This window comes from Haladaptatus rarus (assembly GCF_054177585.1).
The window spans coordinates 43,151-65,420 of the sequence record NZ_JBPEHG010000008.1 but is presented as its reverse complement, the minus strand read 5'-3'; the positions used below and the strand labels follow the sequence as shown (position 1 = coordinate 65,420).

Below are 22,270 nucleotides of genomic sequence, written 5' to 3'. Positions count from 1 at the left end.
GAGAAGCGACAAAACGTATTTGTATTCCATTTAAGTAGCGGATGAGAAACCTCATTCTGTCGAAAGGCAGGATTCTTTTTGACTAGAATCTCAACGATATGTTCGCCCGAAGTTCTTGCAGAGAGATGCATCGAGGGACGAGCGTGGGAATCTCCGCACACACCGCATTTGATAGGCTTCAGTTCTCTTGGTTGTTCACCAATCGCTCACGGCGTCGCTGAAACTCCTCTTCGTCAATTTCGCCTCGTGCGTATCGGCGTTGGAGGGTTTCCATCGCGGAATCGTCACTCGCGGGGGGTGTGTCACCACGACCTAGTGCCCAGTAGAGGAATCCGCCGACTAGCCCGAGCATTCCGAGTGCCCCGCCAACGAACGGCAACCCGCCGAACCAGCCGCCGTTCATCATTCCAGGGCCAGACCCCATTCCGGGCCCCATCATTCCACCACCGGAGTCCCCGCCACCGCCCGTGCTTGACCCGTACGCTACAGCGCCTTGCTCGATGATGGCTTCGCTGTCGGGCACATCACCGTCCGGAATGGGGCTCTCTTCAGCCGGGCCGCCGGGGCTGCCGACGACGATTCGACCGACCATCCCGACCGATTTGTGTGGGATGCAGTAGTAGTCGTACGTCCCCGGTTCCTCGAACGTGTGCTCAAACCCGCCCGACGAGATAACCCCACTATCGAATGCGCTGGCATCGGATGGAATCCGGTTCTCGTAGGTGGTCGCCGAGTGTGCTCCGGCCGCTATCTCGAAGCGAACGGTCGTGCCGGGTTCGACGTAGAGCCCGATCGGGTCGAAATAGTTGTTCCCCATTCTGACGACGGGGTTCTCCTGTGCGACGACTGGCTGGGTGAGTCCCGCAGTCGCGACTGTGCCGGCTCCGAGCGCTCCCAGAAACTGGCGTCTACTGTAGTTCATGGTTTGAATTTGTTGGTTTCCGTTATCCGCGTACGATGCTGGCAAGCCGTTGCGCGAGTCCGGTTGGTTGGTGGTCTGCGCGTTCGATAGCCGTCTCCAGCTCGTCTCGATCGACGATCCCGATAAACTCGTCAGTCCGTTCCCCGTTTGTGTACACGAGTGTCGTGGGCGTCTTTCGGACGCCGTACTCCTCGGCCGTCTCCAGATCGTTCTGGATGTCGACTTCCCGAAATTCGACGTCCGGATACGCGTCCTCGATGCCCTCGTTTTTCTCTCGCTGTGTTGCACACGCCCCGCACGTCTCCTGGGTGAAGAGGATTACCTCGGTCATAGTGGCTAGTATGGTCTTGCTCTTTTTCCACATTTCTATTAACATCCCAAAGCTGAAGGGGCCGCAGATTTTGGATTCGAAGGGAGCCGAGGGGAAGTTTCCCCGGAGTGGGTGTTCGAGTCGGTTACTCCGGGCTCGGGGAGAACGTCTGCCCCGGTTTCGAAACGACAGGTTCGATCGCAACGAGCGCCTACGCGCACCGTGTCTCTTTTGGTGGTGGGGCCACAACTGTATTGTATGAATAATACAATATCGAGTGCTGGAATAGGTCGACCCTGGATCGTTGGGTTGGTTGTTTTCGGTGGTGGCCTCCTCCTCACATCCCCGAACATCGCCTGGTACTGGCTTCCCCTGGCACTCCTCATCGTGGGTGGGCTGTCGTGGGCCCTCATCAGCCACGAATTAGAAAGTCGGACTGGGAGTTACAAATTGCGTCCGGATACGACAGTTGATCGGGAAGCGGCCCTGGACACGCTCAAACAGCAGTACGCCGTCGGCGAAATCGACGACACGGAGTTCGAGCGTCGATTAGAGACGTTACTGGAAAACGAGTCGATCGCCGACGTCGAAACCCGACTCGACCTCGATTCTGAAGCGACGAACGAGACCCAACGGGTTGAGCAGGGAACCTCGAAACAGATCCCCCACCACGGTCAAAAGTGTCATCGTCGTGGGAAGCACCAGCACGGACGACACTGAGTAGGCTTTCAGCCGGGACAATTGCCCCGTCTACCGTTCCAATTTTCAGCAGCAAACAGGTTGCCAGCCTTCAGCACATAGGTTCCTTCGCGTCCTCGGCAAAAGCCAAGAGTACGAGTACGCACCGCTCCCCGAGGTCGCACAGAAGCCACTCCGCCGATGGCAGGCAGAACTTGATCCAGCAACCCCGGCGTTTCCAGTATTTCCCACGGAACACGCGCCCTCGAAGTACCGGGCGGTTCGGTCGCAAGTGCCGAATGTAGATGTCGAGGACGTGGATATCGACAGTGTGATTCGAGAGTACGAGGTCGTCTTGCCTGCGATTTCGACGGAAGGGGCACGGTCAGTGATGAAGCGGCTGTGTAAGGAGGCTGATTTGGACGTCGACGGTGAGTATCTCAAACCACACGGTGTTCGTCGCGGGCTTGGGGATGAGCTGTAACGGGCGAATCCGACCGATGCACAGGCTGCGCTGCGTCACTCGTCGATTGCGATTGCGAATAAGAGCTATTCGCACATCGAGGCGGGCGAGATTAGTGATGTGATCGACAGGACACGGAATGGGGGAGCGGAGCGATAGCGGTTGCGGTTCTGTTGAAATTCTCAACAAGTGATAGGAATCGCGTGCGGAATAGAGAGGATGTGTTTATCAGTCGGCCAGTTCCGAGGAATCACAAAGCGCAATACGCGCCTCATCCTTGCTAACACTAATTATCACGACTTCTAGCCCGTGTTGATGAGCGATTTTCTGTATGCTTTCCGGGGCACATTCCGGGTCAGTTGTTCCGGCACCACCTTCACCCGGTAAGGCATCAAGGATACGTATCAATAGTGGTTGGTTCTCACGTTGTAGCCTTCCTTCGCGTGCAATATCATCAGCCAACCACTCCCCGGACAACCCCGGCACAGCGGTCTTCCCACTCTCAAACTCGAATCCAGAATAGCCCGCTTCCCGGAGTTCCCTTCTCACTCGCTTTCAGTCAGTCATTAGTCACAGAATCGAACGAGACTGCTGATAAGCCCTTGCCCTCAATCAAACAATTCTATTTCAGCCTGTGACCGATACGCGCGCTGTATCATTGCGGTGATTCAACGAACTACCGAGCGTCTGTCACAAACGGCGTGCTGAATAGAGAGCGTAGGCCTTGTTTAGACGCTCACGATTACCCGGGTGAGGTTGTCACTAGTAAAGTCTAGTGGCCTAGCAAAAGCTGTTACTTGTCGAATTTACTAGGAAGTGAAGCGGGACGAGTTGGGTGTGCAAACCAAGACCGCCCGCTTCACGGAGACGGTTGTTTCGCTCGCTCAAAAAGCCGTCGCTGGCGAGCCAGCTCCGGCATACCGGCCTGGAAAAGACGGGTATGCTGACTGGGTAATTCTCGCCATTCAGGGGCTCAAAGAGTATCTCAATCACGACTACAGGAAGCTGATGGATGTTCTTCGAGAGATGCCGAGAGTGGCGAAATCGCTAGGTTTGACCGCTGCAACATTGCCACACTTCTCGACCGTGTGTACCAGGAAACAAGAGATTCCGATGAAACGGTGGCGAGTAATCCTTGACGCTTCAGTTGAATTGTACGACCTCGGAGATGTCCAAGCAATCGACGCAACCGGTGTGGATCGCGTTCAAGCTAGCCAGCACTACGCCAAACGCACCGATTACACGTTCGAGGCGGTGAAGACGACGCTGCTCGTCGATTGCGAAACGAGTGCGATTCTCGATATACACTGTTCGATGAAACAACCGCACGATACGCAGGTGGGCTGGCAGGTATTAGTGCGGAATCTCGACGAATTGACGACTGTCACTGCGGATAAATACTACGACTGGGAGAATCTTCGCACGAAGTTGCGTGCGGAAGGTATCACACCGTTGATCCCGCAGCGAGATCCCGGGATGCGGGGATGGGCGAGAAATTTGCTCATCTACGATCGGGCGTATCACCTTCGTTCGAACGCTGAATCGGTGTTTTTCGGATTGCGCCGTCGATACGGCGAGACGCTGTGGTCGAGGACGTGGTTCGGTCAATTCCGCGAACTTGTCATGAAATCCGCGGTCCGAAACATCGAACGCGCCATTGAGGACTCAAGCCGATGAATTCAAGCGTCTAAACAAGGCCGAGAGCGTGTATTCAGCAAACAGTCGGCATTTGTGTCACACCTTCGGTGACGAAACAGCCGCTGAGTAGGTATACGAAAGTTTCCGGTTCTCAATCATCCCGGAACTCGTTGAGAGCGATAATGACATAGAGTAGGCCAACAAGGCGTGTCCCCATGTATACCCACGGCTTCCACTCTGGCGAGGATGTCTCAGTGTACGCTACGTCGGATCCATAGTCTACGTAGGCTCGTGGGAAGAAGAGGGCAAGCAAGCCGATGAGACCAAGGAATTTCTTGAATGCAGAATACGATTCGTCACTTCGCCACACCAGCCAGAGAATGGCCACTCCCTCAAGTCGAGCGCCCGGTACCACCCACGACCGCCAGTCACACTCCTCGGAATTTTTGAGGGCAACTCGTTCGGCAGACTCAATCAAGGCCGCTGGAGCAAGCACCTCAACGGTACAGATCGTAGTGAGCACCTTGCGAAGCATGCGGATATGTTATATTCCCTCTAAGATGAAACTACGGTTCCATTGAACCAGCGGGTGAGTACTTTGTCTGTACTAATCGATACCGCCAATTCTCTCCATTATACGAGTGCTACCCTCGTGACCGATTTGCGCCCTCTATGCAGCACAACTCGACGATACTCCCAATCGGCCAGGATGAAGATGGCTACGGGTGTCTCATCACAACCAATCCGGAACAGAATGGGCTGATCGTCATCGGCGGGCGCTCACGACTCGGCACACCCACGAGGATGTCCTCACTGACCGCGAGTTCGAACTCCTGCTGGAAGCGTGTTCAAGCCTTTCGGCACCATACGACTTTGAAGCACGATTCATTTGTCTCATAGCAGGCCGACTCGGCCTTCGAGCTGGCGAGATTGCGCACTTTCAGACCGCGTGGGTGAACTGGAACCGACGCACCATTCGTATCCCACAACACGAACCGTGCCAGTGCGGATACTGCAAACGACAGGCCCGACAGGAAGCCACCCACAACGACCACCTCTCTGTCGAGGATGCTGTCGCGACCCGTTGGCACCCGAAGACTGTGGCTTCTGCTCGGCTCATTCCGTTTGATCTCTCGCTTCGGTTGGAGCTGTGTGTCGAACGTTTTGCAAACCGATACGATGAGTTTCCCCGGTCGCGGTCAACGGTCAACAGACGAGTGCAGGCTGCCGCCAGTGAGGGCGGTCTCTCGGGTCATGTCTATCCGCACTGTCTGCGAGCGACCGCCGCCAGCTACCACGCGTACAAAGGCGTTGCCCCGGTGCCACTTCAAGCCCTGATGGGATGGAGCGATTTGGCGACTGCACAAAAATACATCCGTATCTCAGGAACAGCGACTGCGGATGCATTGCGTCGAGTCCATCACCGGTAGGACTCTTCAATCGCCCCTCAGTAACGGCGTGACCGATACAGAGTATTTACTCAACAAAACGGTATCCCATACCGTGATTGAGTCTGGATAGGTCTCTGGAACACCTCGCAGAGGTCTGAAGGTCATTCAAGCGACATACGTATATCTCCTGTGAGTGTGTAATCAGCATGATGAGTTCGGTCTTGTTCAATCCCGACTTCGAATTATCGGCCTCAAGACCGACCCCGGTCTGGAGCTGGACCCATACGACTACGTTATCATCGGTGACTCCAGACGGGGGGTGGAATCATGAGTGGTGAACCCGATAGCACGGAATCCATCGACGAGGCAGCTCTCGAGCGATGTCTCGCGATCAACCTGGGAGCGGGCACTCTCCAGAACGTGGAACGTATGGAGGGGGGTGCAGTCAACGAAACCTTTGGGGTTACGTGGAACGACCGGGAGTACATCCTCCGCCGGACCTCCACGTACGACATTGCACCTGGCGTTCTGGGAAATCTCCGCCGTGAATACGACCTACTCGACGCACTCGCGGATACCAATGTACCTGCGCCGCGGGTGATGTTCGCCTGCGAGGATGAGACGGTCATAGGGAGCCCGTTCTACCTGCAAGAACGGTTGGATGGAGACCTCTGTGTGGAAAAGCTCCCGAAACGGTTCCAGACTCCCGAGTACCGGCGGCAGGTAGGACTCGAAGTTGTGGACGTTCTCGTCGGGATTCACGGAGTCGATACGGATCGTCTACAGACGGTCGACCTGCCGACGCTCACAAACGCCTCCGACGTCCAGCGATCGGTAGAGTTGCTTGAATGGGCACTGGAACGGACGGGGGAGGTCCGGGACCTTCCTCGACTGCGAGCAGCCGGTGAGTGGCTGGAGTCGAACGCGCCGGAGACTGAGACGCGGACGCTTGTCCACGGTGACTACTCCCCTCGCAATATGGTGTTTAAGGCTAGCGAACCACCGGAGATTCAGGGCGTCTTCGACTGGGAGCAGAGTGCTATCTCGAATCCACTCACGGATCTCGGCTTCCTCTGTAGCTGGTGGCCCGAAGCGGACGACCCGACCCCTTTTGACGACGAACTCGTCGCCCGGTACCGCGATCACGAGCACCTGCAAAACGCACAGGAATTTTACGGTGAGCAGACCGGGCCCGTCGCGTATGCACGACACCCCGACTGCGCGACCCGCCGGGAGCTGGTGGACCGATACGAGTCGGCGACTGGACGCCGGTTCTCGAACGAACGATTCTACTACGCGCAGGCCGTCCATCGGGTTGCCGCTATCGTCGAATCGTTCTATCGGGCACATCTCTCCGATGAGGCGAACCCGCGATGGAACGCGGGGGCAGAAGTGCTCGTGCCCGCGATGGGGAACCGGTTCTGGCAGGTGGTCGATGGTGAGTTAGCGCTGTGACTGCGGGGTAGCGTAAATAACGCGAGTATTATTCATCCGCTGGATTCGCGGGATCGACCAGAATTCGCACAGTCGGTATCATCCCGATGGTCGGATGCGTGGTCAGCTGGAACTCGTGCTGAATTTGCGCTTTGTATTCAGCACGAGTGCGATGACCTCCCCAGTCGCTGTCACAAGCATCGTGCTGAATATAGAGGGTGTATCCAGCACCCTCACGTTGTCCGTCAGGGCCGCGCTTCGAAGACCAGATTGAACGGTGTCTCTGTCGCTCGACGGAACCGGGAGAGTCCTCCTGCAGTGACCACCTCCCGGATACGTGCTTCACCAGCCTGAGCACCAAGTGTATGTTCACCTTCCTGGCTAATCGCGTTCGGCGTACAGAGCATCGTGGAGGCCGAGTAAAACGCCCGTCCGAGTGGATTCAGATTCTCCTCGACGTCATCGCTCGCGTATGGTTCGACGATCATCCAGGTTCCGTCCTCATCGAGTGTTTCCGCAACGTGGGCTGCGACGCCAACTGGGTCGCCCATGTCGTGGAGACAGTCGAACATAGCCACGAAGTCGTACGTAGTACCGTTGTACGTCTTCGCTTCTGCGACCTCGAAGCGTACTCGATCGGAAAGGTTAGCCTCCTTCGCTCGTTCGCGCGCGGTCTCGATCGACCCATCGTGATAATCGACACCAACGAAGGTCGACTCGGGATACGCCTGGGCCATCAGAATCGTCGATGCACCGTGACCGCAGCCAACGTCGGCCACGCGAGCACCTGCTTCGAGTTTCTCGTCGACGCCGTCGAGCGCTGGAATCCACTCGTCGATTAGATGCGTCGCGTAGCTGGGCTTGAAAAACCGCTCCGTGCCTTTGAACAGGCCGGTGTCGTGTTCGTGCCAGCCGACGCCGTCTCCCGTCCGGAACGCCTCCTCGATTGCCTCCGTCGATCGAAGGGTCGCAACGGCCGACTCGAATCCACCTGCGACGAACGCGGGGCTGCTCTCGTCGGCCAGCGCTGCGGCCTGTTCGGGGGTAAGATCGTATCGGTCCGTCTCGGGGTCGTAGGTGACGTATCCCCCTGCGGCTTGTGAACGTAGCCACTCGCGTACGTACCGCTCGGCCGTTTCTGTTCGCTCGGCTAGTTCGGTTGATGTGAGCGGTCCCCCGTCCGCGAGCGCTCTGTACAGGCCGAGTCGGTCGCCGATGACGACCAGTGCGGCGTGGAATGTCGCGCCGAAATCAGTTACGGCCGTCCCGAGCAGTTCGTGTAGTTTCGCTTCGTCTATGGACATTTGATCTCTCCTTTGAGACACTCACTGGCATCAGCCCACGTCCCTTGAAGGAGGCGTAAGTATCAGTCCTAGTACGATTCAATCGGTGATAACTGTATCTACCGCTGCTTTACCCAGTTTGCACTGGGTAGTGTCGTCTACTGGAGTCTGCTCACCGGTGTGACACTCGCGCCACTCGGTGGGTTCGTCGGCCGGGCGTACCAGCGTAGACGGCAGTCACTTGGTTGGTAGACGATTCTGTTAGTCGTTCCGAAGATGGTGAAAACGCGCTGTGTATTCAGCACGGTTGTGGAAAAATATCGAGTAACATGCATTTCAACACAGCCAGAATGCGATTAGTGGGAGCGGACAGGTAAAGAAGGGGACAGACGGTCGGGATCCGATGGTCACCCTGAAGTGAACTCGCCGAGCCCGGATTGTTCGTGGTCAAGTGGCTCGATCACGCATCCCGTGACTCTGTGACTCGACTTCTTCTTGTTTACATTATCATCTATACGATTCCAGCAACGGGACTCTATCACGTCGTTGTCACTGCCTGCGATGCACTGTATCTAGTTTTCCAGGGTGGTGCCAGTCTTTTCGTTGTGTTTGTGGATTTTTGGCTTCCCGTCCTTCTCGGTAACACCCTCGGCGGAGTACTCTTAGTCGCAGTGGTCAACTATGCCAAAACAAGCCAACGACGATTTTCAGAAAAAACACGTGCCCCGAAGCTGAGCCTTCGTGAATGGCTCTTCGGGTGGCATGTAGGGCGACCACGCGTTCCGGTTTCGAAGGATGACACAGACGTAAAAACTAAATAAATATAGTTAAACTCGTTCAAATTAGAATATAATTTTTCTATACTAACTATAATCATATATTAATTACGGTAAATATCTTCGACTCGTTAACTGGAAAGTCAAGTGCTATCAAATGACTTGATTTGCCAACAAGTATATATAAATTGGGGTTCTGCTTCAACTACTCGCCCGAGAACCGGCTGCATTCACTTCCAACAGACAGCGAGAATGAAAACGGGTGAACGGAGAGAAAAATAATGAGAAAACGAACCTCTATTGGGTTGCGTGTGCTTGTTGCATTTCTTATCCTTAGCGTTGGGCCACTTGCGTTCGTAACAGCCACTCCAACACACAGTGGAATGCACCATTCCGACCAAACAGTGAGGAATGGTTCAGAAGACAAGGCCGCAAATCAGATCACATCGCCAGCTACCCAACATATGCCTTCATCCGTCCGAATGAGTCAGATAATAGAACGGAGTGGATTAGATGATGTGAGCGTGGCATCTGTGAGCACCACGGTCGTCAACAGTTATAGCCGGTATGATGATTCAGATCCCCTTGAGAATAATGTCCGAATGAAGATCCATGAGGCAATCAAACAATCTCCAGGGGCGTCGATTTCGGAAATCAGCGAACAAACAGAAATCCCTCGTTCAACTGTTCGATATCACATTCGAATTCTTGAAGAAGAGCGACTAACGTCAAGCAAATCCCATCGGGGGAAGCATCGGCTCTATCCGATAGATGAATCCAATCACCGTCTATCTGCCGCCCTCAATGAGGATGCGCCAGCAACGATATTGAAAGCCGTTATCCAACATGAACCCCTCACAGTGACGGAATTGTCGGCTGTTGTTGATCGCTCATTAGGAACGGTCTCGTACCACCTTAATCGACTGGCAGACGATGAGCTTGTTGTCCGTAGCCAAGACGGGAATGCAATTACAATCTCAACGCCAAATGAAGTGCGAGGTATCGTGAATAAGCAAGAGATTTCGACTGATGACTCACAAGCATCCTCTACGGGTCTCGGTTAAGTCACGTTTCCATTCCGTGACCCTTCCTCAGCAATTCCACTCATCACGGATTTTCGAGGCGGAAATCTACTGATTTAGCCGTGGAAGAATTTTGAGAACAGAGAAAGGTATCGGCTGGTCAAAATGGTGAACTCTTTGCGACACTTCGAACAGAAAATGGCCATGGCAGTCAAAAGCATCGCCGTTGGAACACTCCTATGGTTTCGGTGGGGACGCTTATCCTGGCCGTGATTGCAGGTGGGGCTGGTTTATTTATGGCGTGGACGATTGGCGCGGGGTCCAGTGGCTCTACTCCGTTTGCTCCAGCTGTTGGGGCACAGGCTCTTTCAACCATGCGTGCTGCCTTTCTAGTAGGTATATTCGCATTCATTGGGGCAGTAATGCAGGGAACGAGCGTTGCTGAGGCAATGGCCGCTGGTATGATTCGGGGTGTCAAACTAACACCAACCGCTATCGTTGTCGCCCTGTTCGTAGCCGCAGGTCTTGTGGTAGTCGGGATTTTTACCGGCTATCCGATTGCAACATCTTTTACAGCGACTGGTGCAGTGATTGGTGTCGGTCTTGGACTCGGAGGTAATCCCGCGTGGTCGAAATATCAACAAATTAGCCTCCTGTGGCTTCTCACTCCACTTCTTGGCGGCGGCACTGCGTATATTACCACTCGGCTGCTTCAGAAAGAGACAATTCTAGACGGATACAGTATTCCGATTCTTGGGGGGATTGTCAGTGCAATCATCGTGAATATTCAATTCCCGTTTTTAGGTACCGCTCCGGAGGGCGAATCGATTGTATGTTTGCTTGCGGCCTCTATCTCAATATCACCAGTAGCTGAGAGATTAACATTCACGTTTGGTTTATCTCTTATTTCAATGTCATTTATAATTCGAGATTTCCAGCGAGATGTACTTGCTGCGCAACGCCGATTTCTTTTTCTTCTAGGTGCCATCGTTGCTTTTTCGGCAGGGGGGAGTCAAGTTGGGCTTGCAATCGGCCCGATTCTTCCATTTTATAATTCTCTCGCAATTCCAGCAGTTGCAGTGCTTCTCGGCGGTGGTTTCGGACTACTTATTGGTTCGTGGATGGGTGCGCCGCGAATGATCAAGGCAATCTCTCGTGATTATGCTGCACTTGGCCCACGTCGTGCGATCGCTGCACTCATGCCGTCCTTTGCAATCGCACAAGTTGCAATTCACTATGGGATTCCTATGTCTTTCAATGAAATCGTCGTGAGTGCGGTGATTGGGAGTGGCTTTGCCGCAGGCCAAGCACGAGTGAGTCGAGGAAAACTTCTGTATACAGCCGTCGCTTGGTTTTGCTCTTTTACTCTCTCAATCGTGGTTTCCTATGTGCTATTGCGAGCTATCTCTTCTGTATTCGGTTAGCACCTGAGTTGGTAAACAGCCTCGGGTGCGGTGGTCCGAGGCTTATTTTGGTTCCCACAGCCCGTGCGCTAGCGCTCCCTGTTCTGCGAGAGAATAGGATGGGGTTGGGCGCGGTGTCAGAGGAAGTAGTCGAACGATATATCGAGGAGACGGAACACTAGGTTGAGTATCGGGCTTCACCCCCGACCCCGGTGGGTCGGGGAACTTGCCCTCGCAGGTTGTTAGATTTCGTTGTAGTCTTCGATGAGTCGGAGTTGCGATTCCAACTCGGCCATTGCTTGCTCTGGCGATGCAAGTCTCGAATATGTGGCATGGACATTCTCAGCGATTTTTCCCGATTCTTGTGCCCATGCTATCGTGATAGGGCGGGGAATTGCATTCTCACCCGCAATGCGAAGTGGCTCCAGATATCGCCCCATCACTGGCACCTGCTTTGCTTGTTTGGATTGGAAGAGCTTCCGATTCGGTGGCAACACCCCGATATTCCGGAGGAGTGCCAGTTGGAAGTGTTCCTGCGTCATTGCTTCGATAACTTGCAACGTCTCTTTCAATTTCTTCGTGTGCGGATTGACTGCGACATGCCACCCACCGAGCGCAGCAGTCGGCCCCCCTGTCCCGGGATATTTCGCCTGCTGCTCCGTAACTGCATAGGGAATCGGCATCACCCCTAAATCAGTACCGAAGACACTCTTGTCTCCAGCACTGAGAATCGCGTACGGCCAATTGCGATGCATCACAGCATCACCATTGAGAAATGGCCCCAGCGATGTGTCTTCGATCCACGAAAGGACTCCTCGAGGGACAATCCCTCCAGCATACCCATCGAGTGCAGGGTTGTCATTCTGACCGTACATGAACGTTCTAATCATTCGGAGCGAATCGATCGTTAGCTTGGTGTTTACGGTGATTGGTCGTTTGCCGACTGGCCCGAAAAGATATCTTTGTCCTCCGAAATACGCACCGCCCCAGCTCGTCATGAATTCGTTAAAATCACAACAGGAGAGCCCTTCGTATTGGCTCGCCTGAAAAGTAAAGCCATACGGGACATTCTTGGTGCGGTCGAGGACGTCCCGAGTGACCTGGGAGAATTGCTTCCACCGAATGGAATTCGTCGCCCAGTTTTCACCATCTGGATTGTATCCTGCGTTTTCGACCAAGTCTTTCCGATACAACATCGTCGGAAAGTCGGGAGAGAGCGGTACCGCATAGAGGTCGCCGCGTGGCCCCTTTGCAGTTGAAAGACTGGTCTCGAAATAGTCGCGTTCTATGCGTTTCACCACTTTGTCGGGCAGATGATCGCTCAGATTGAGCAGTTGCCGTCGGATGATGAGATCGAGCGTCCAGCCGCTATCCGTCATGAGGAGGTCTGGTTCCTCTAAATTAGCCGAAAGCCATCTTGTATACTGTTGCTCAACTTCCGTTGTCTCAGATGGCCCGGGAATGATTTCGAGCGAAATGCTTCTATCTAATCCCGCCTCCCATAGTGCGTTCTGGAATGTCTCTGAGAGCTCCCAGAAGTCGGCGCTTGAAGCCCATTGCACTGTTGTCCCGTTTTGAGCCGCACCACGCGATAACGGCAAACCGCTAACGCTGACTCCGTTCAGTGCGCCAGCGGTTCGGACAAACCCCCGCCGCGTGATTGTAGAACATGAACTTTCTTCGCTGGATCTATTCTGTGATTTCATATTTTCCCCCGTACCGACTGTCTTTGAATTGCTTCTCAATGAGATGCTGGCGCCCGCTCCGATTTCACTTGTCAAGATGTCACTCTTGTATTTTGTTGAACCTCCGAGTCCCTCTCCGAACATGATGAGTATGACGCGCACCTGATAACCGGACAGAGGGAGTTGATGACTTCTGACGTTGGTGGCCTACCTTCGATATCCTTCTGTCGATTATTCTGTTTTTCATTTCGGTATTGTGGAATGCCCGGTGTTGACATCGATATCCGGACGGATTTCTGGTACCGTTGAGTACCCTCTCGACGGCTGTTGATTATCTCCGGACCCTAATTCACTCTCTTCGATCTGCTGTTGTAATTGATCACGAGCTTCGGCTATTTTCTCGTGGAACTGCTCCACGTTCTCTAAAAGCTCTGATTGCAGCTTTCCCTCAGTCGCATCTGTGGCCAACTTCGCTATTTCGTCATCCCCATCAACAGGTTCCTGCCCCTTCTGTTCTCCCTCGTCATCGCCATCGGTCGCATCACTTACTGCATCGTTGAACTCTTTACTTTCCTCCCAAACCTGCTGCATTTCTTGTGAATTCCAGTACTCACGGAAATCGATTGCCTTGGTGAGCGCTTTCAAGTTGAGTGCTTTCCGAAGTCGTCCATTTGCAACTGCATCCGGAACATTGGAGAGGTCGATAACGTCCGGTAATTGAGTGATATCAACCGTTTTGAGAAACTCCTTTATCTCAAAGCTATCCAGTACATCTTCCCCTTCATCGAGAACCGTCCACAGTTGTTGGGCCGCCGCAGTTACCTCGTCGAATGTCTCCGCGGACTCAAAGGCTTCTTCGAGCCGTTCGATGGAGGTTTGAACTCGCTCTATAAGCTCATCGAGGGAGTGCTCGGTTCCGTCTTCATGGGAGGCAGGTTCGAAATCTGTAAGCGACTGTTCTACCTTGTCAGTGAGTTCGTCAAGCTCATTAGTCATTGGAGTTATTTCACCTTCCTATCAATGTGGAGTGACATATTGAATGATACCTGGTGTCGTGTTTGTAAACAAATTCTGACCACATCTTCGAAAGTCGGAGCAATAATTCGTATATTAATCCAATATTTGAGTAAGTTCATTTAAAGCATTTTATAAAATTGACTGCCGCTGATTGTAGCGCAACCACCGACAGTAATCCCTCAGGCAAGGTTCTTACTCAATGTACGTCCAAAGATAGAAGTGAAACTCAACGTCGATTTCACAATTGGTTGGTTAGTACACAGAAAACTACAGGAACCAATTCTACTACTTCGTCTTTGAGAATGATTGCTCCTGATGGGCGATCCAAAGACTGTACAAGACGACTACGATGACAAGCATGAAGCGAGGAACAGGGGGGATTTGGTCAAGTAAAATCCATCCGAATAGCCCGCTAATCAACGCAATAATAATTGCCATCCACCGTTCGACCGATATCGAATACTTTTCAGTAGCCATGGCTAATATGTAAAGGATACCTCATCGATGGCGTCGCTGCGAACCACCCGTTGCAGCCGGTGTAGGTCGAAATACACTCGTCACACCGATCCATAGTGCCTCCATTTCTGTTCGTTCAATCTCTTAATGCGAACCGATGGGAAGAATTCAATGGTCATGGTTGCTGAGTTGTACTTCAGAATGCCCATATCCGCCAGTTTCGGCAGGTGGGAATGATGAAGGATCATTTGTAGTTGCTGTACACCTTGGATACTGTCTTTGATTGCCGCGGCATCGAGAAGAATCGAAACGAGTTCATCAAGGTGGATTGCATGGGATGGCTGTTCATTTGCAATCATGACGATCTGACATCGGATTAGATCGGTCACAACCTCATCGCCGTTCGTCAGTAATACCGACTCTTGTGGACTAATCATTGAGTTTCCCCTGGGAATCCTTTCTTCCCATCTTTCGATGAGGAGTGGACTACAAAGACGACTCTGACCACCTTCTCGAAATACCGTCGGTCGTGGATCGACCGTTGTTCAAACTGTGATTTCGCTTCCCAACGCACGTAGCGCTCTTTGATTCGATTTCCTTTGAGCGTAGACATCGGAAATGCTTAATCTGGATATTCCATATGACATTGAACAGATCGTACGATAGAAGTGCCTTAATACCAGCTGACGTTTGTCTACAGAGATACAAGGCGAATGCCTCGAGGTCAGGCCCTGAGGCAGTTCACGGACGCTGTATCCCCACGCGATCTTGCGTGAGTATCCGTACAAGAACGATAGTTCCAATGGCGATAATTGAGACGAGAATATCGTAGTACCCGTCGATTAGTATCACGCTGAACCACAGAATACTGATTGCGCCGGTACGAAGTGCTTTTGCATGGGCTCCGTGGACGATCGCCTGATATCCTCCAACGAGGGCAGTACCTGCTGCGACGATGAGAAACACCCAGTCAACAAACCACGCTGGGTTCATATAGATCCGTTTTGCTGTCCGTCTTGTAACTTTTTCTATATTAATTTCTGACTATTACAACCGCCAATAATCAATTCCATCTTGGATTAGGCGTGGAGCGATAGATTTCGGGAAGTGAGTTCGACGAAGTGGATACTTCGACGAGAACGGGCAGGAGACCGAGTTAACTCGCCGCTCTCCTTTTCTTGGTTCCGCCCCTACGAGAACTAGGATGTCCGTCATCGCAAATTTCTACCTAGAAACACCGATTCTCCAACGAGCATTGCAAGAAGTCCCCGAGATGGCTATCTCGATAATACAGCAGGCAGCGACGATGATGACTCCCACGACGATGATTTTTTGGACAAGTGGCGATGACTTCAGTGCATTCGACGCCGGTCTCGAAGCCGATCCAACTGTCACCGATCCGATCGTCTTGACTGAGGTAGACGAAACAAAACTGTATAATGTGCAATTGACCCAACGCGGCGAAGACGTTGTTACGTACCAGATTTGGGCCAAACAGGGTGCTGTCTTCATGTCGTCGGAACGGTCAGGGGACGGCTGGTTGGTTCAGATTCACTTTCCAGACCGAGAGAGCGTCCAGCAATACGCTGATTTCTGCCGGGATCACGACCTCTCCTTCAATCTCATCAACCTGTATAGTACCGATGCTAGAGGAAAGGATACCTACGGTCTCACTGACCTCCAGCGTGAAACGATGCTCACCGCGGCCGACTTAGGCTATTATTCGATTCCGAAATCTATATCGGGCGAAGAAGTGGCTGCGCAACTGGGAATCAGTCACCAAGCACTCTCAGAACGACTTCGGCGAGGAACTGAGACGTTAATTCACTCAACCATCGGCGATCTCGACGTGCCCACTAAGAGTGAGAGGCTTGGTAGAGTGTGAATCGGGAACTTATACGGACTCCAACTTTCGAACGTACCTGTGTATATCGATGCTTGTCACAGTCTCCGACGAACATGAAGGGCACTTCCAACCAGTATCAGGCCACCTGAGACGAGGGACACAACCAATTGTGGAATGCCAAACCAGAACGGTGTGACAGGAACAATCGCCCGGAGTACTACGAGCATCGTCGAGAGTATCGGCACGTCACGCCGCTGTGTGACCACCGAATCTGTATTTCCATCGTGTTGTGGCCCACCGACTGTTTCACCGACTGGCAGTCGATCGGCTTCGTATGGAATCCGTGGTGTTTGTGTGCTCCACACGACTCGTCCTGAAGCATTGATTTCGACAATTCGTTTGTTCAGCGTGTCAGTGATGTGCGTATTCCCATTCGGGAGCCGATCAGCATCTCGTGGCCACTTCAACGGGACGCCACCGGCGCTATCGACTGTCCACACTGGTTCCCATTCACCACTGGCAGTCCGATGAAGTTCGACGATACGATCGTTGTCACTGTCAGCAACGAGCACTGCCCCATCGCCGAGCCACTGTGGATTATGCTGATGGTCGAGTACGGTGGGGTCTCCACATCGGATGTCGCCGTCACCATCGGTATCGGCTAGCTGCCCTGATTTTTGACAGCTCCCGTCATCGCTTGCCTTGGCATCCTTGTTGATTACCTCGACGACGCCGTTTCCTCGCTCGATAATCAGTAACTGGTTTGCGTTTCGGAGCGACACCAGATAGCGGTCGTCACTGATGGCATCAACGTCGTTGATGTGTAACCAGTCCGTTTTCGTCGGATCGGCTGGCGCATCGTAGAACGAACTGCCGTTCCACTGCCAAGTGACAGTCCCGTTCTTCACTGTAAAGATGCGCTCGTGCTCCATATCAGTCACCAGATATTCGCCTGACTGAAGGCGCTCGACGTCGTGAACCTCGCTGTTCTTTTGGTTGCGGACAGGGAAGCTGTACTCTGAGACGACGTGTGGTGACGGTGTGGGGTCGATGACACGAAATCCAGTTCGCGCGCAAGGCGAGTCATAGGGCCCGCATTTTTGGTAGCCGTCGTCCATGAACCCCGCGAGCACCGTTCCATTGTCTGTTTTTGTAACGTCGAAGTAGCTTCCCGCGCTCGCTTCGCGCCACGTTTGATTTCGTCCAGTAAGGTGATACACGCTTCCGTACTTGTGCCAGCCGGGGCCACCGCCTTGTGAGCCGACTACCGTCTGGCGATCACCGTTCCCTCCAGCGGAACCGATATCTGGAGCGAGGGCCGCGCTGACCACGAGCGTTGTAGAAAGAAGCACGACACCAACGAGGATGAACCCGGTCCACGTGTGGGACGATCCATTAATAGAGAGTGCTAGAAGAGACCCCGAAAAGAGTTTGGATTCTTTTCGTTCCGCCTCTTTCGAGACGCGTGCGCCCGAGTCCGACACGAAAGGCGAGTACCTCTCGCGTATCTTACTGGCGTTCGCCACCGATGGTCGATGTGATCGGCTGCGGCGGAAGCTGCAGCAGGTCAAACTGTACGCACGGGTGAAGCAAGGCGATGCGAGGTCGGTCGAGCAGAAGATCGCCAGTATTCGGTCAGAGCTTGCGGACAAATTCGAGAAAGGGTATCCAGTCCGCCGTGACGAACTCATCGCTGTCGTGACGACACAGCTACAGACGACAACGAAAAAGACGGCTCTGTTAAAATTCTCATACGGTGATAGGTTTCAGCGGTCGTACTGAATACAGAGTGCGTATCTTTCCTTCCGCACACATTGGCTGTTGTGTTCGTGGGCGTTTATCACCCATTCTAATGGGATACTCACGTGTTTATGATTCATCCCACGTCATCGACACCGATACGGTGGATGGGAGCGTGGTGAACGGAATCGTTCGGCGTATTTTGTAATAGGTGTACACATATCGGATTTCATTAACATCGGTGACAGACCCAGTGCGCTCAGGGTGGGGGAACATGAGCGTATCATCTTGTCGAGTGGCCCTCCCCGAGGTGAATCGCTGGCCTTCTGGGAGAACAGCGACGAAGACGATCCAGATTGCGTCCCGATATTCGGTCGTGATGCGGTGCGCCTCTTCAGGCGGTAAGCGCGAAAGATGGAGATTTTGATGTGCATTGGTTGCAGTCGGGAACAATTTCGCCCAGAGAGTTATCTCACTGAGATCGGGTTGGCCGCGAATATATTGTTCCGTTGTTGGGAGGGGAGAAATGTCTGATTCGACACGAAACGTGGAGATTTCGTCAGTGGGTTTGAAGGAGGTAATGCGTGAACAGCCAGCGAGGAGTGCAGAGACGAGGGTGGTGCCTAAAACCAGTAGTCGGCGCCTGTTCATAGCTGAATCACTTTTTTGAACAGTAAATACTTTCTTGAGAACTTATATCAAACGTTTCGATAAATATCATATATCATTCCTCCGGCGAGTGGTCTCGACTTGACCGCGATACACGTCAACGAGTCGCTTGGAGAGGTTCGACCGGTCGGCCAGTACGTATCCCCACTTACCGAAGATTTCCCGCAGGGTTCCCTCATCTATTTCGTCGCCGACTCCGATGCCGATGACTACGGTGTCACGACGGCGACGAGTTCGCCGAACCTGTTCTTTCGCGTCCTTCACCGCCTCTTCCCGATTGGACATTGTTCCGTCAAGTGGGATATTCGGTTTCCCGTCCGTAATTACAATAAGTATTCGCTCTCGGCTATCGTCGTTCTTGAGGAGACCGCGGACGTCCTCGATTCCCGAGGCAGTCGGCGTGTCGTCCATCTCGCCTATAGCGTTCAGGTGGTGCCACTGAAACTCCTCGTTGGGGCCCGTTACGAGCGGTGTCTTGATCCGATTCCCGTTTTCCCTATCGGTTCCAAACCCACTGGCGACGACGTCGTCGCCGATGAGAGAGGCGGCCTTGAAGAGCGCGCCCAAGGCGACCTTCGCCTCGAAGACATCCATGCTCCTGCTCAAGTCGATTGAGACGCCGACCGTTCGGTCACTGGTGTCGGCTTGCCGCCGGTGACAGAACACGTCCTGTTTATGGAGTGCACCAGCGCGCTGGCGAACGGCCGCTCGAACGTCAAGACGCTCGCCACGCCGCGCCCTCCGCTCGACAGTGCGCGTCCCGAACGTGGAGAACGCCTCCTCTATATCCCGGGCGAGCCCCCGTCTGTCGAGTTCAGTCCTGATGTCCGCCGCGTCGCTGTACGTCGGCGTCCCCGCGTCACGGGCCGCTTTTCGTGCTGCGATGTCGTTCTCTGCGAGTCTTTCCGTCCTCTGCAAATCACGCCGCCGATGTCCGGTATTCATGTCTGGCCGTCTGTGCGAACGATGGCTACACCCATACCAGTCGGCGGCTGTACCTTCTTCCGTCACGTCCATCATTGCGTCTACGGTCACCGCGGTCGCTTGCTTCGCGCCGTCGCCCAACTCGGATTCGTTCCCGGACGGAGAGGGTGGGTTCAGTTCAGAGAGGTCGGAGTGGTTCAGCGTTCTGAGAGCCTCCGGCGAAATCATGCGGAGTGCGTCGACATCGATGCGTCCTGGCTGAACCGTCTCGGGGTCGACGTCGTGTGGTAGCGTTCCATCAACGGTCAAGAAACCCTCCACGGAATGTCCTGCTGCGGTGAGTCGGCGGTACAGCGTGGCTGCAGTTGCATCGTACTGCTCCTCCTCGCTGGCACGACTGACGAGTCCGGGGGTGAACGTGCGGAGGAGCCAGCGCCACACCCCGAGCATTCCGGCCTTTTTGGCCACCCACCTCAGGAGATCAAGTATCCGGAGCTTCCCAAGTAGCCGGCGTAGCGCGCCAAGAACGCCGCTGGCGAACAGGACACTGACGGCAACAAGAGTCGAGGAGACGTCTCTCAGCGCGTCGCCTAGAACTGTACGCACGGTTATTGGTTCGACCGCGCCCCGGGAGACACGGCGAACGGTGGGAGTGAAGTCAGTGGGAAATGTCGTGTCCTTCGCGTACTCATCGGCGATTTTCGGGATGGCAACCCGTGACAAAAGCGCATCGGTCACCCGTCGCGCCCGCTTCCGCCGTCGCGACGCGTCGTGTTCGCACCTGGCTTCTATGAGGTGACGGCGGGTTTGATCGAGGAACGCGCGGACACCGTCGTCAACTGCCGCGATTCCTTTTGTGTGCCCACTCAGGGCGAGTTGACAGACCCCCTCGACTAGCGCCGCCTCCCGGGGAAGCGTGTCCAGTGGCGGATGCTGATTATCGTCGTCCATGACGATATCAGCTTTGAACGCGACGGTTCGTCGCAGTCCTTTGAACTCGTCAGTCCGCTGCTTGTCAACGTACACGTTCTCGACTAAACTCCGCACGACTCCGGCCACATGCGGGGCCGTCGGATAGTCGCGCACGAACTCCTTGAATTCGTTGCGTGCTCCGGTACGTATGCGCCAAGCTTGATGACTTAGCGTGTCGACGACGAACCGCAGTTCGTTAGCCTCGCATAATTCCACGCTGGCATCTATTTCGGTTGAAACGGCGACCGTGTCCTCATCAACGACGAATGAGCGGTCGGCGAACACCACGTCGAGGCGGTTCCCGTCGGTGTGGACGCTCGAGAGCGTTTCGAGAAGATTTCGAAGTGCGTTGCTTTCCCGTAACACCATTGTGATTTTCTCTAATTCGTGTCTGGACGGGAGTTACGCGCTCCCGTTACTCTTCACTATCCTTCGATTGTCGGCGAGCCAATCTTCGACTGCATCTCTTCCCACGGGTATCCCGGAGAGTCGATCCTTTACTATCTGCAATGCTTGGTTCCGCGCGGCGCGATTCTCGTCGTAAAATGGGCGAAGAACGGCGTCACGTGCTGCCTCGACCGCCGGATCGTCGAGATTCGCGTCGTGGTATGCGAAGGCGGTGCGCGCCCAGGAGAGAACCATCGCAGTGGGAACACCAGCGTTTATCGCCGACCTGTTTTCGTCACGAGCCTGCGTGCGGATGTCGTTCGCTGTCTTCACGATCTCGGTGGCTAACGGCAACGATACTGGGGTCTGATCAGTGACCAGCTGTGCTTCCTTCTCAACATCGATCAACCCAAGATATGTGACCGAAAACTTGTTACCGAACCGCCGTCGCTCGGCCCTGTCGAGACGCTCCGTGACGTATTTCGAACCTTCGTTGACCGTCGCAATTACGATCAAGTTTTGTGGGTCTCCCTGAATGATTTCTCCACCTCGACCGTCGAGTTCCACACGCCCTCGGTCGTCAAGGGCGCTGAACAGAACGCCTTTGGCCTCGGGTCGAACCCGGTTTACCTCGTCGAGTAGAAGAACGACCGGTTCCTCACGGCTCGCGAGCAATGCCCTGGTGAGCGCTCCGTCGTTCCACATCGTCTGGTCATTGACGAGAGCCGGTGACCCGAGTAAATCGCCCTCGTGAAGGCTGTATTTTCCCTGAATGGTGATAAGGGGGACATCTAAGTGAGAGGCCAAATAGCGCGCACAGTGCGTCTTACCGCATCCCGTCGGTCCCCCGAGTAGGAACCGGGGGAGTTTCCCGGTCTCTTTTCGCATGCGGATATCTGCCAGCATTCGGTCGAGTTCGTCCTCGTTCTGGATGTACTTCGGAACGTCCGTCTGGCGGTACTCCTCGAAATCATACTCCCTGTCCACCGGCATCTTGGTGGTAACGTTACGTTGTTCGTCCGACATGGTCTGTTAACAATGATTTCGTCTTCTCGCCGTAGATTCCATGCGTTCGTAATCCGGCACAATGGTTCAATACAATTGGACTGATTTAAGTATTGCTTATCACATCGGGTCGCAGTCGCGACGCGGAAAGCAGGTATCTCGGTCGCACTCGAAGCGAATCGACGTGCGCTTCGACGAGTAGTTCCTTGAGTTCGACAACTCCAACGAACTCCATTCGAACCCTCCCAC

23 protein-coding genes are annotated in these 22,270 nt (G+C 54.0%); 10 read left to right on the top strand and 13 right to left on the bottom strand.

Annotation, left to right across the window (positions count from 1 at the left end; genetic code table 11):
* Nucleotides 1-178: 178 nt before the first annotated feature.
* A complete protein-coding gene (locus ACR3FE_RS17220; RefSeq protein WP_458208620.1) occupies nucleotides 179-922 on the bottom strand; it encodes a plastocyanin/azurin family copper-binding protein in 744 nt (247 codons plus the stop codon).
* Nucleotides 923-944: 22 nt separating this feature from the next.
* Nucleotides 945-1,253, bottom strand: coding sequence for a thioredoxin family protein (locus tag ACR3FE_RS17215; protein ID WP_458208618.1), 309 nt, complete (start codon nucleotides 1,251-1,253; stop codon nucleotides 945-947).
* 237 nt (nucleotides 1,254-1,490) lie between these two features.
* Here ACR3FE_RS17215 and ACR3FE_RS17210 point away from each other — a divergent pair, with 237 nt between their 5' ends.
* A complete protein-coding gene (locus tag ACR3FE_RS17210) occupies nucleotides 1,491-1,952 on the top strand; it encodes an SHOCT domain-containing protein (RefSeq protein ID WP_458208616.1) in 462 nt (153 codons plus the stop codon).
* A gap of 250 nt (nucleotides 1,953-2,202) precedes the next feature.
* The gene (locus ACR3FE_RS17205; RefSeq protein WP_458208615.1) at nucleotides 2,203-2,394 is read left to right on the top strand and encodes a hypothetical protein; all 192 of its coding nucleotides are present in this window, start codon (nucleotides 2,203-2,205) and stop codon (nucleotides 2,392-2,394) included.
* Between the two features lie 207 nt (nucleotides 2,395-2,601).
* Here the strand turns inward: ACR3FE_RS17205 and ACR3FE_RS17200 are convergent, their stop codons facing one another.
* The gene (locus tag ACR3FE_RS17200; RefSeq protein WP_458208614.1) at nucleotides 2,602-2,922 is read right to left on the bottom strand and encodes a hypothetical protein; all 321 of its coding nucleotides are present in this window, start codon (nucleotides 2,920-2,922) and stop codon (nucleotides 2,602-2,604) included.
* Nucleotides 2,923-3,189: 267 nt separating this feature from the next.
* Between ACR3FE_RS17200 and ACR3FE_RS17195 the strand changes: the two genes are divergently transcribed.
* Nucleotides 3,190-4,050 (top strand): IS5 family transposase, encoded by an 861-nt coding sequence (locus ACR3FE_RS17195; protein ID WP_458208613.1) that lies wholly within the window; start codon nucleotides 3,190-3,192, stop codon nucleotides 4,048-4,050.
* 112 nt (nucleotides 4,051-4,162) lie between these two features.
* Here ACR3FE_RS17195 and ACR3FE_RS17190 read toward each other — a convergent pair whose 3' ends face one another.
* Nucleotides 4,163-4,546, bottom strand: coding sequence for a hypothetical protein (locus ACR3FE_RS17190; protein WP_458208612.1), 384 nt, complete (start codon nucleotides 4,544-4,546; stop codon nucleotides 4,163-4,165).
* Nucleotides 4,547-4,736: 190 nt separating this feature from the next.
* Between ACR3FE_RS17190 and ACR3FE_RS17185 the strand changes: the two genes are divergently transcribed.
* Together ACR3FE_RS17185 and ACR3FE_RS17180 are read left to right on the top strand one after the other, a co-directional pair.
* Complete coding sequence (locus ACR3FE_RS17185) at nucleotides 4,737-5,441, top strand: tyrosine-type recombinase/integrase (RefSeq protein WP_458208611.1); 705 nt, start codon at nucleotides 4,737-4,739, stop codon at nucleotides 5,439-5,441.
* A gap of 288 nt (nucleotides 5,442-5,729) precedes the next feature.
* Entirely contained in the window at nucleotides 5,730-6,857 is a 1,128-nt protein-coding gene (locus tag ACR3FE_RS17180; RefSeq protein WP_458208610.1) for a phosphotransferase family protein, read from the top strand.
* Between the two features lie 224 nt (nucleotides 6,858-7,081).
* On the opposite strand, the gene ACR3FE_RS17175 is transcribed toward ACR3FE_RS17180, so the two are convergent.
* Nucleotides 7,082-8,140 carry a class I SAM-dependent methyltransferase gene (locus ACR3FE_RS17175; RefSeq protein ID WP_458208608.1) on the bottom strand — a complete coding sequence of 353 codons (1,059 nt, stop codon included), beginning with the start codon at nucleotides 8,138-8,140 and terminating at the stop codon, nucleotides 7,082-7,084.
* Between the two features lie 422 nt (nucleotides 8,141-8,562).
* On the opposite strand from ACR3FE_RS17175, the gene ACR3FE_RS17170 reads away from it, so the two are divergent.
* From ACR3FE_RS17170 to ACR3FE_RS17160, 3 genes are all read left to right on the top strand, one after another.
* On the top strand, nucleotides 8,563-8,940 hold the full coding sequence (locus ACR3FE_RS17170; RefSeq protein WP_458208607.1) for a formate/nitrite transporter family protein: 378 nt from the start codon (nucleotides 8,563-8,565) through the stop codon (nucleotides 8,938-8,940).
* 236 nt (nucleotides 8,941-9,176) lie between these two features.
* The gene (locus ACR3FE_RS17165; RefSeq protein ID WP_458208606.1) at nucleotides 9,177-9,959 is read left to right on the top strand and encodes a winged helix-turn-helix transcriptional regulator; all 783 of its coding nucleotides are present in this window, start codon (nucleotides 9,177-9,179) and stop codon (nucleotides 9,957-9,959) included.
* 197 nt (nucleotides 9,960-10,156) lie between these two features.
* Complete coding sequence (locus ACR3FE_RS17160; RefSeq protein WP_458208605.1) at nucleotides 10,157-11,341, top strand: inorganic phosphate transporter; 1,185 nt, start codon at nucleotides 10,157-10,159, stop codon at nucleotides 11,339-11,341.
* Nucleotides 11,342-11,562: 221 nt separating this feature from the next.
* Here ACR3FE_RS17160 and ACR3FE_RS17155 read toward each other — a convergent pair whose 3' ends face one another.
* The 4 genes from ACR3FE_RS17155 to ACR3FE_RS17140 form a co-directional block, all read right to left on the bottom strand.
* Nucleotides 11,563-13,026 (bottom strand): extracellular solute-binding protein, encoded by a 1,464-nt coding sequence (locus ACR3FE_RS17155; protein ID WP_458208604.1) that lies wholly within the window; start codon nucleotides 13,024-13,026, stop codon nucleotides 11,563-11,565.
* Nucleotides 13,027-13,248: 222 nt separating this feature from the next.
* Nucleotides 13,249-14,001: a hypothetical protein gene (locus ACR3FE_RS17150; RefSeq protein ID WP_458208603.1), complete on the bottom strand. Its 753-nt coding sequence runs from the start codon at nucleotides 13,999-14,001 to the stop codon at nucleotides 13,249-13,251.
* A gap of 578 nt (nucleotides 14,002-14,579) precedes the next feature.
* Nucleotides 14,580-14,915, bottom strand: a complete 336-nt coding sequence (locus ACR3FE_RS17145) for a DUF7344 domain-containing protein (RefSeq protein ID WP_458208602.1) — start codon at nucleotides 14,913-14,915, stop codon at nucleotides 14,580-14,582.
* A 304-nt stretch (nucleotides 14,916-15,219) separates the two neighbouring features.
* Entirely contained in the window at nucleotides 15,220-15,471 is a 252-nt protein-coding gene (locus tag ACR3FE_RS17140; RefSeq protein WP_458208600.1) for a hypothetical protein, read from the bottom strand.
* Nucleotides 15,472-15,682: 211 nt separating this feature from the next.
* Between ACR3FE_RS17140 and ACR3FE_RS17135 the strand changes: the two genes are divergently transcribed.
* Nucleotides 15,683-16,363 carry a helix-turn-helix domain-containing protein gene (locus ACR3FE_RS17135; RefSeq protein WP_458208598.1) on the top strand — a complete coding sequence of 227 codons (681 nt, stop codon included), beginning with the start codon at nucleotides 15,683-15,685 and terminating at the stop codon, nucleotides 16,361-16,363.
* Between the two features lie 56 nt (nucleotides 16,364-16,419).
* On the opposite strand, the gene ACR3FE_RS17130 is transcribed toward ACR3FE_RS17135, so the two are convergent.
* On the bottom strand, nucleotides 16,420-17,676 hold the full coding sequence (locus tag ACR3FE_RS17130) for an aryl-sulfate sulfotransferase (RefSeq protein WP_458208597.1): 1,257 nt from the start codon (nucleotides 17,674-17,676) through the stop codon (nucleotides 16,420-16,422).
* A 79-nt stretch (nucleotides 17,677-17,755) separates the two neighbouring features.
* Between ACR3FE_RS17130 and ACR3FE_RS17125 the strand changes: the two genes are divergently transcribed.
* Nucleotides 17,756-18,106 (top strand): hypothetical protein, encoded by a 351-nt coding sequence (locus ACR3FE_RS17125; RefSeq protein ID WP_458208595.1) that lies wholly within the window; start codon nucleotides 17,756-17,758, stop codon nucleotides 18,104-18,106.
* Nucleotides 18,107-18,193: 87 nt separating this feature from the next.
* On the opposite strand, the gene ACR3FE_RS17120 is transcribed toward ACR3FE_RS17125, so the two are convergent.
* From ACR3FE_RS17120 to ACR3FE_RS17110, 3 genes are all read right to left on the bottom strand, one after another.
* A complete protein-coding gene (locus ACR3FE_RS17120; RefSeq protein WP_458208594.1) occupies nucleotides 18,194-18,715 on the bottom strand; it encodes a hypothetical protein in 522 nt (173 codons plus the stop codon).
* 66 nt (nucleotides 18,716-18,781) lie between these two features.
* Nucleotides 18,782-20,998: a hypothetical protein gene (locus ACR3FE_RS17115; protein WP_458208592.1), complete on the bottom strand. Its 2,217-nt coding sequence runs from the start codon at nucleotides 20,996-20,998 to the stop codon at nucleotides 18,782-18,784.
* Nucleotides 20,999-21,031: 33 nt separating this feature from the next.
* Nucleotides 21,032-22,042: an AAA family ATPase gene (locus tag ACR3FE_RS17110; protein WP_458208590.1), complete on the bottom strand. Its 1,011-nt coding sequence runs from the start codon at nucleotides 22,040-22,042 to the stop codon at nucleotides 21,032-21,034.
* Nucleotides 22,043-22,270 lie beyond the last annotated feature (228 nt).

Bases quoted from the DNA above. Each gene is read 5' to 3' on its own strand.
- ACR3FE_RS17150 (WP_458208603.1), bottom strand. From the start codon at position 14,001: ATGACTAATGAGCTTGACGAACTCACTGACAAGGTAGAACAGTCGCTT.
- ACR3FE_RS17165 (WP_458208606.1), top strand. From the start codon at position 9,177: ATGAGAAAACGAACCTCTATTGGGTTGCGTGTGCTTGTTGCATTTCTT.
- ACR3FE_RS17190 (WP_458208612.1), bottom strand. From the start codon at position 4,546: ATGCTTCGCAAGGTGCTCACTACGATCTGTACCGTTGAGGTGCTTGCT.
- ACR3FE_RS17115 (WP_458208592.1), bottom strand. From the start codon at position 20,998: ATGGTGTTACGGGAAAGCAACGCACTTCGAAATCTTCTCGAAACGCTC.
- ACR3FE_RS17140 (WP_458208600.1), bottom strand. From the start codon at position 15,471: ATGAACCCAGCGTGGTTTGTTGACTGGGTGTTTCTCATCGTCGCAGCA.
- ACR3FE_RS17145 (WP_458208602.1), bottom strand. From the start codon at position 14,915: ATGATTAGTCCACAAGAGTCGGTATTACTGACGAACGGCGATGAGGTT.
- ACR3FE_RS17210 (WP_458208616.1), top strand. From the start codon at position 1,491: ATGAATAATACAATATCGAGTGCTGGAATAGGTCGACCCTGGATCGTT.
- ACR3FE_RS17175 (WP_458208608.1), bottom strand. From the start codon at position 8,140: ATGTCCATAGACGAAGCGAAACTACACGAACTGCTCGGGACGGCCGTA.
- ACR3FE_RS17155 (WP_458208604.1), bottom strand. From the start codon at position 13,026: ATGAAATCACAGAATAGATCCAGCGAAGAAAGTTCATGTTCTACAATC.
- ACR3FE_RS17220 (WP_458208620.1), bottom strand. From the start codon at position 922: ATGAACTACAGTAGACGCCAGTTTCTGGGAGCGCTCGGAGCCGGCACA.
- ACR3FE_RS17135 (WP_458208598.1), top strand. From the start codon at position 15,683: ATGTCCGTCATCGCAAATTTCTACCTAGAAACACCGATTCTCCAACGA.
- ACR3FE_RS17215 (WP_458208618.1), bottom strand. From the start codon at position 1,253: ATGACCGAGGTAATCCTCTTCACCCAGGAGACGTGCGGGGCGTGTGCA.
- ACR3FE_RS17120 (WP_458208594.1), bottom strand. From the start codon at position 18,715: ATGAACAGGCGCCGACTACTGGTTTTAGGCACCACCCTCGTCTCTGCA.
- ACR3FE_RS17110 (WP_458208590.1), bottom strand. From the start codon at position 22,042: ATGTCGGACGAACAACGTAACGTTACCACCAAGATGCCGGTGGACAGG.
- ACR3FE_RS17160 (WP_458208605.1), top strand. From the start codon at position 10,157: ATGGTTTCGGTGGGGACGCTTATCCTGGCCGTGATTGCAGGTGGGGCT.
- ACR3FE_RS17180 (WP_458208610.1), top strand. From the start codon at position 5,730: ATGAGTGGTGAACCCGATAGCACGGAATCCATCGACGAGGCAGCTCTC.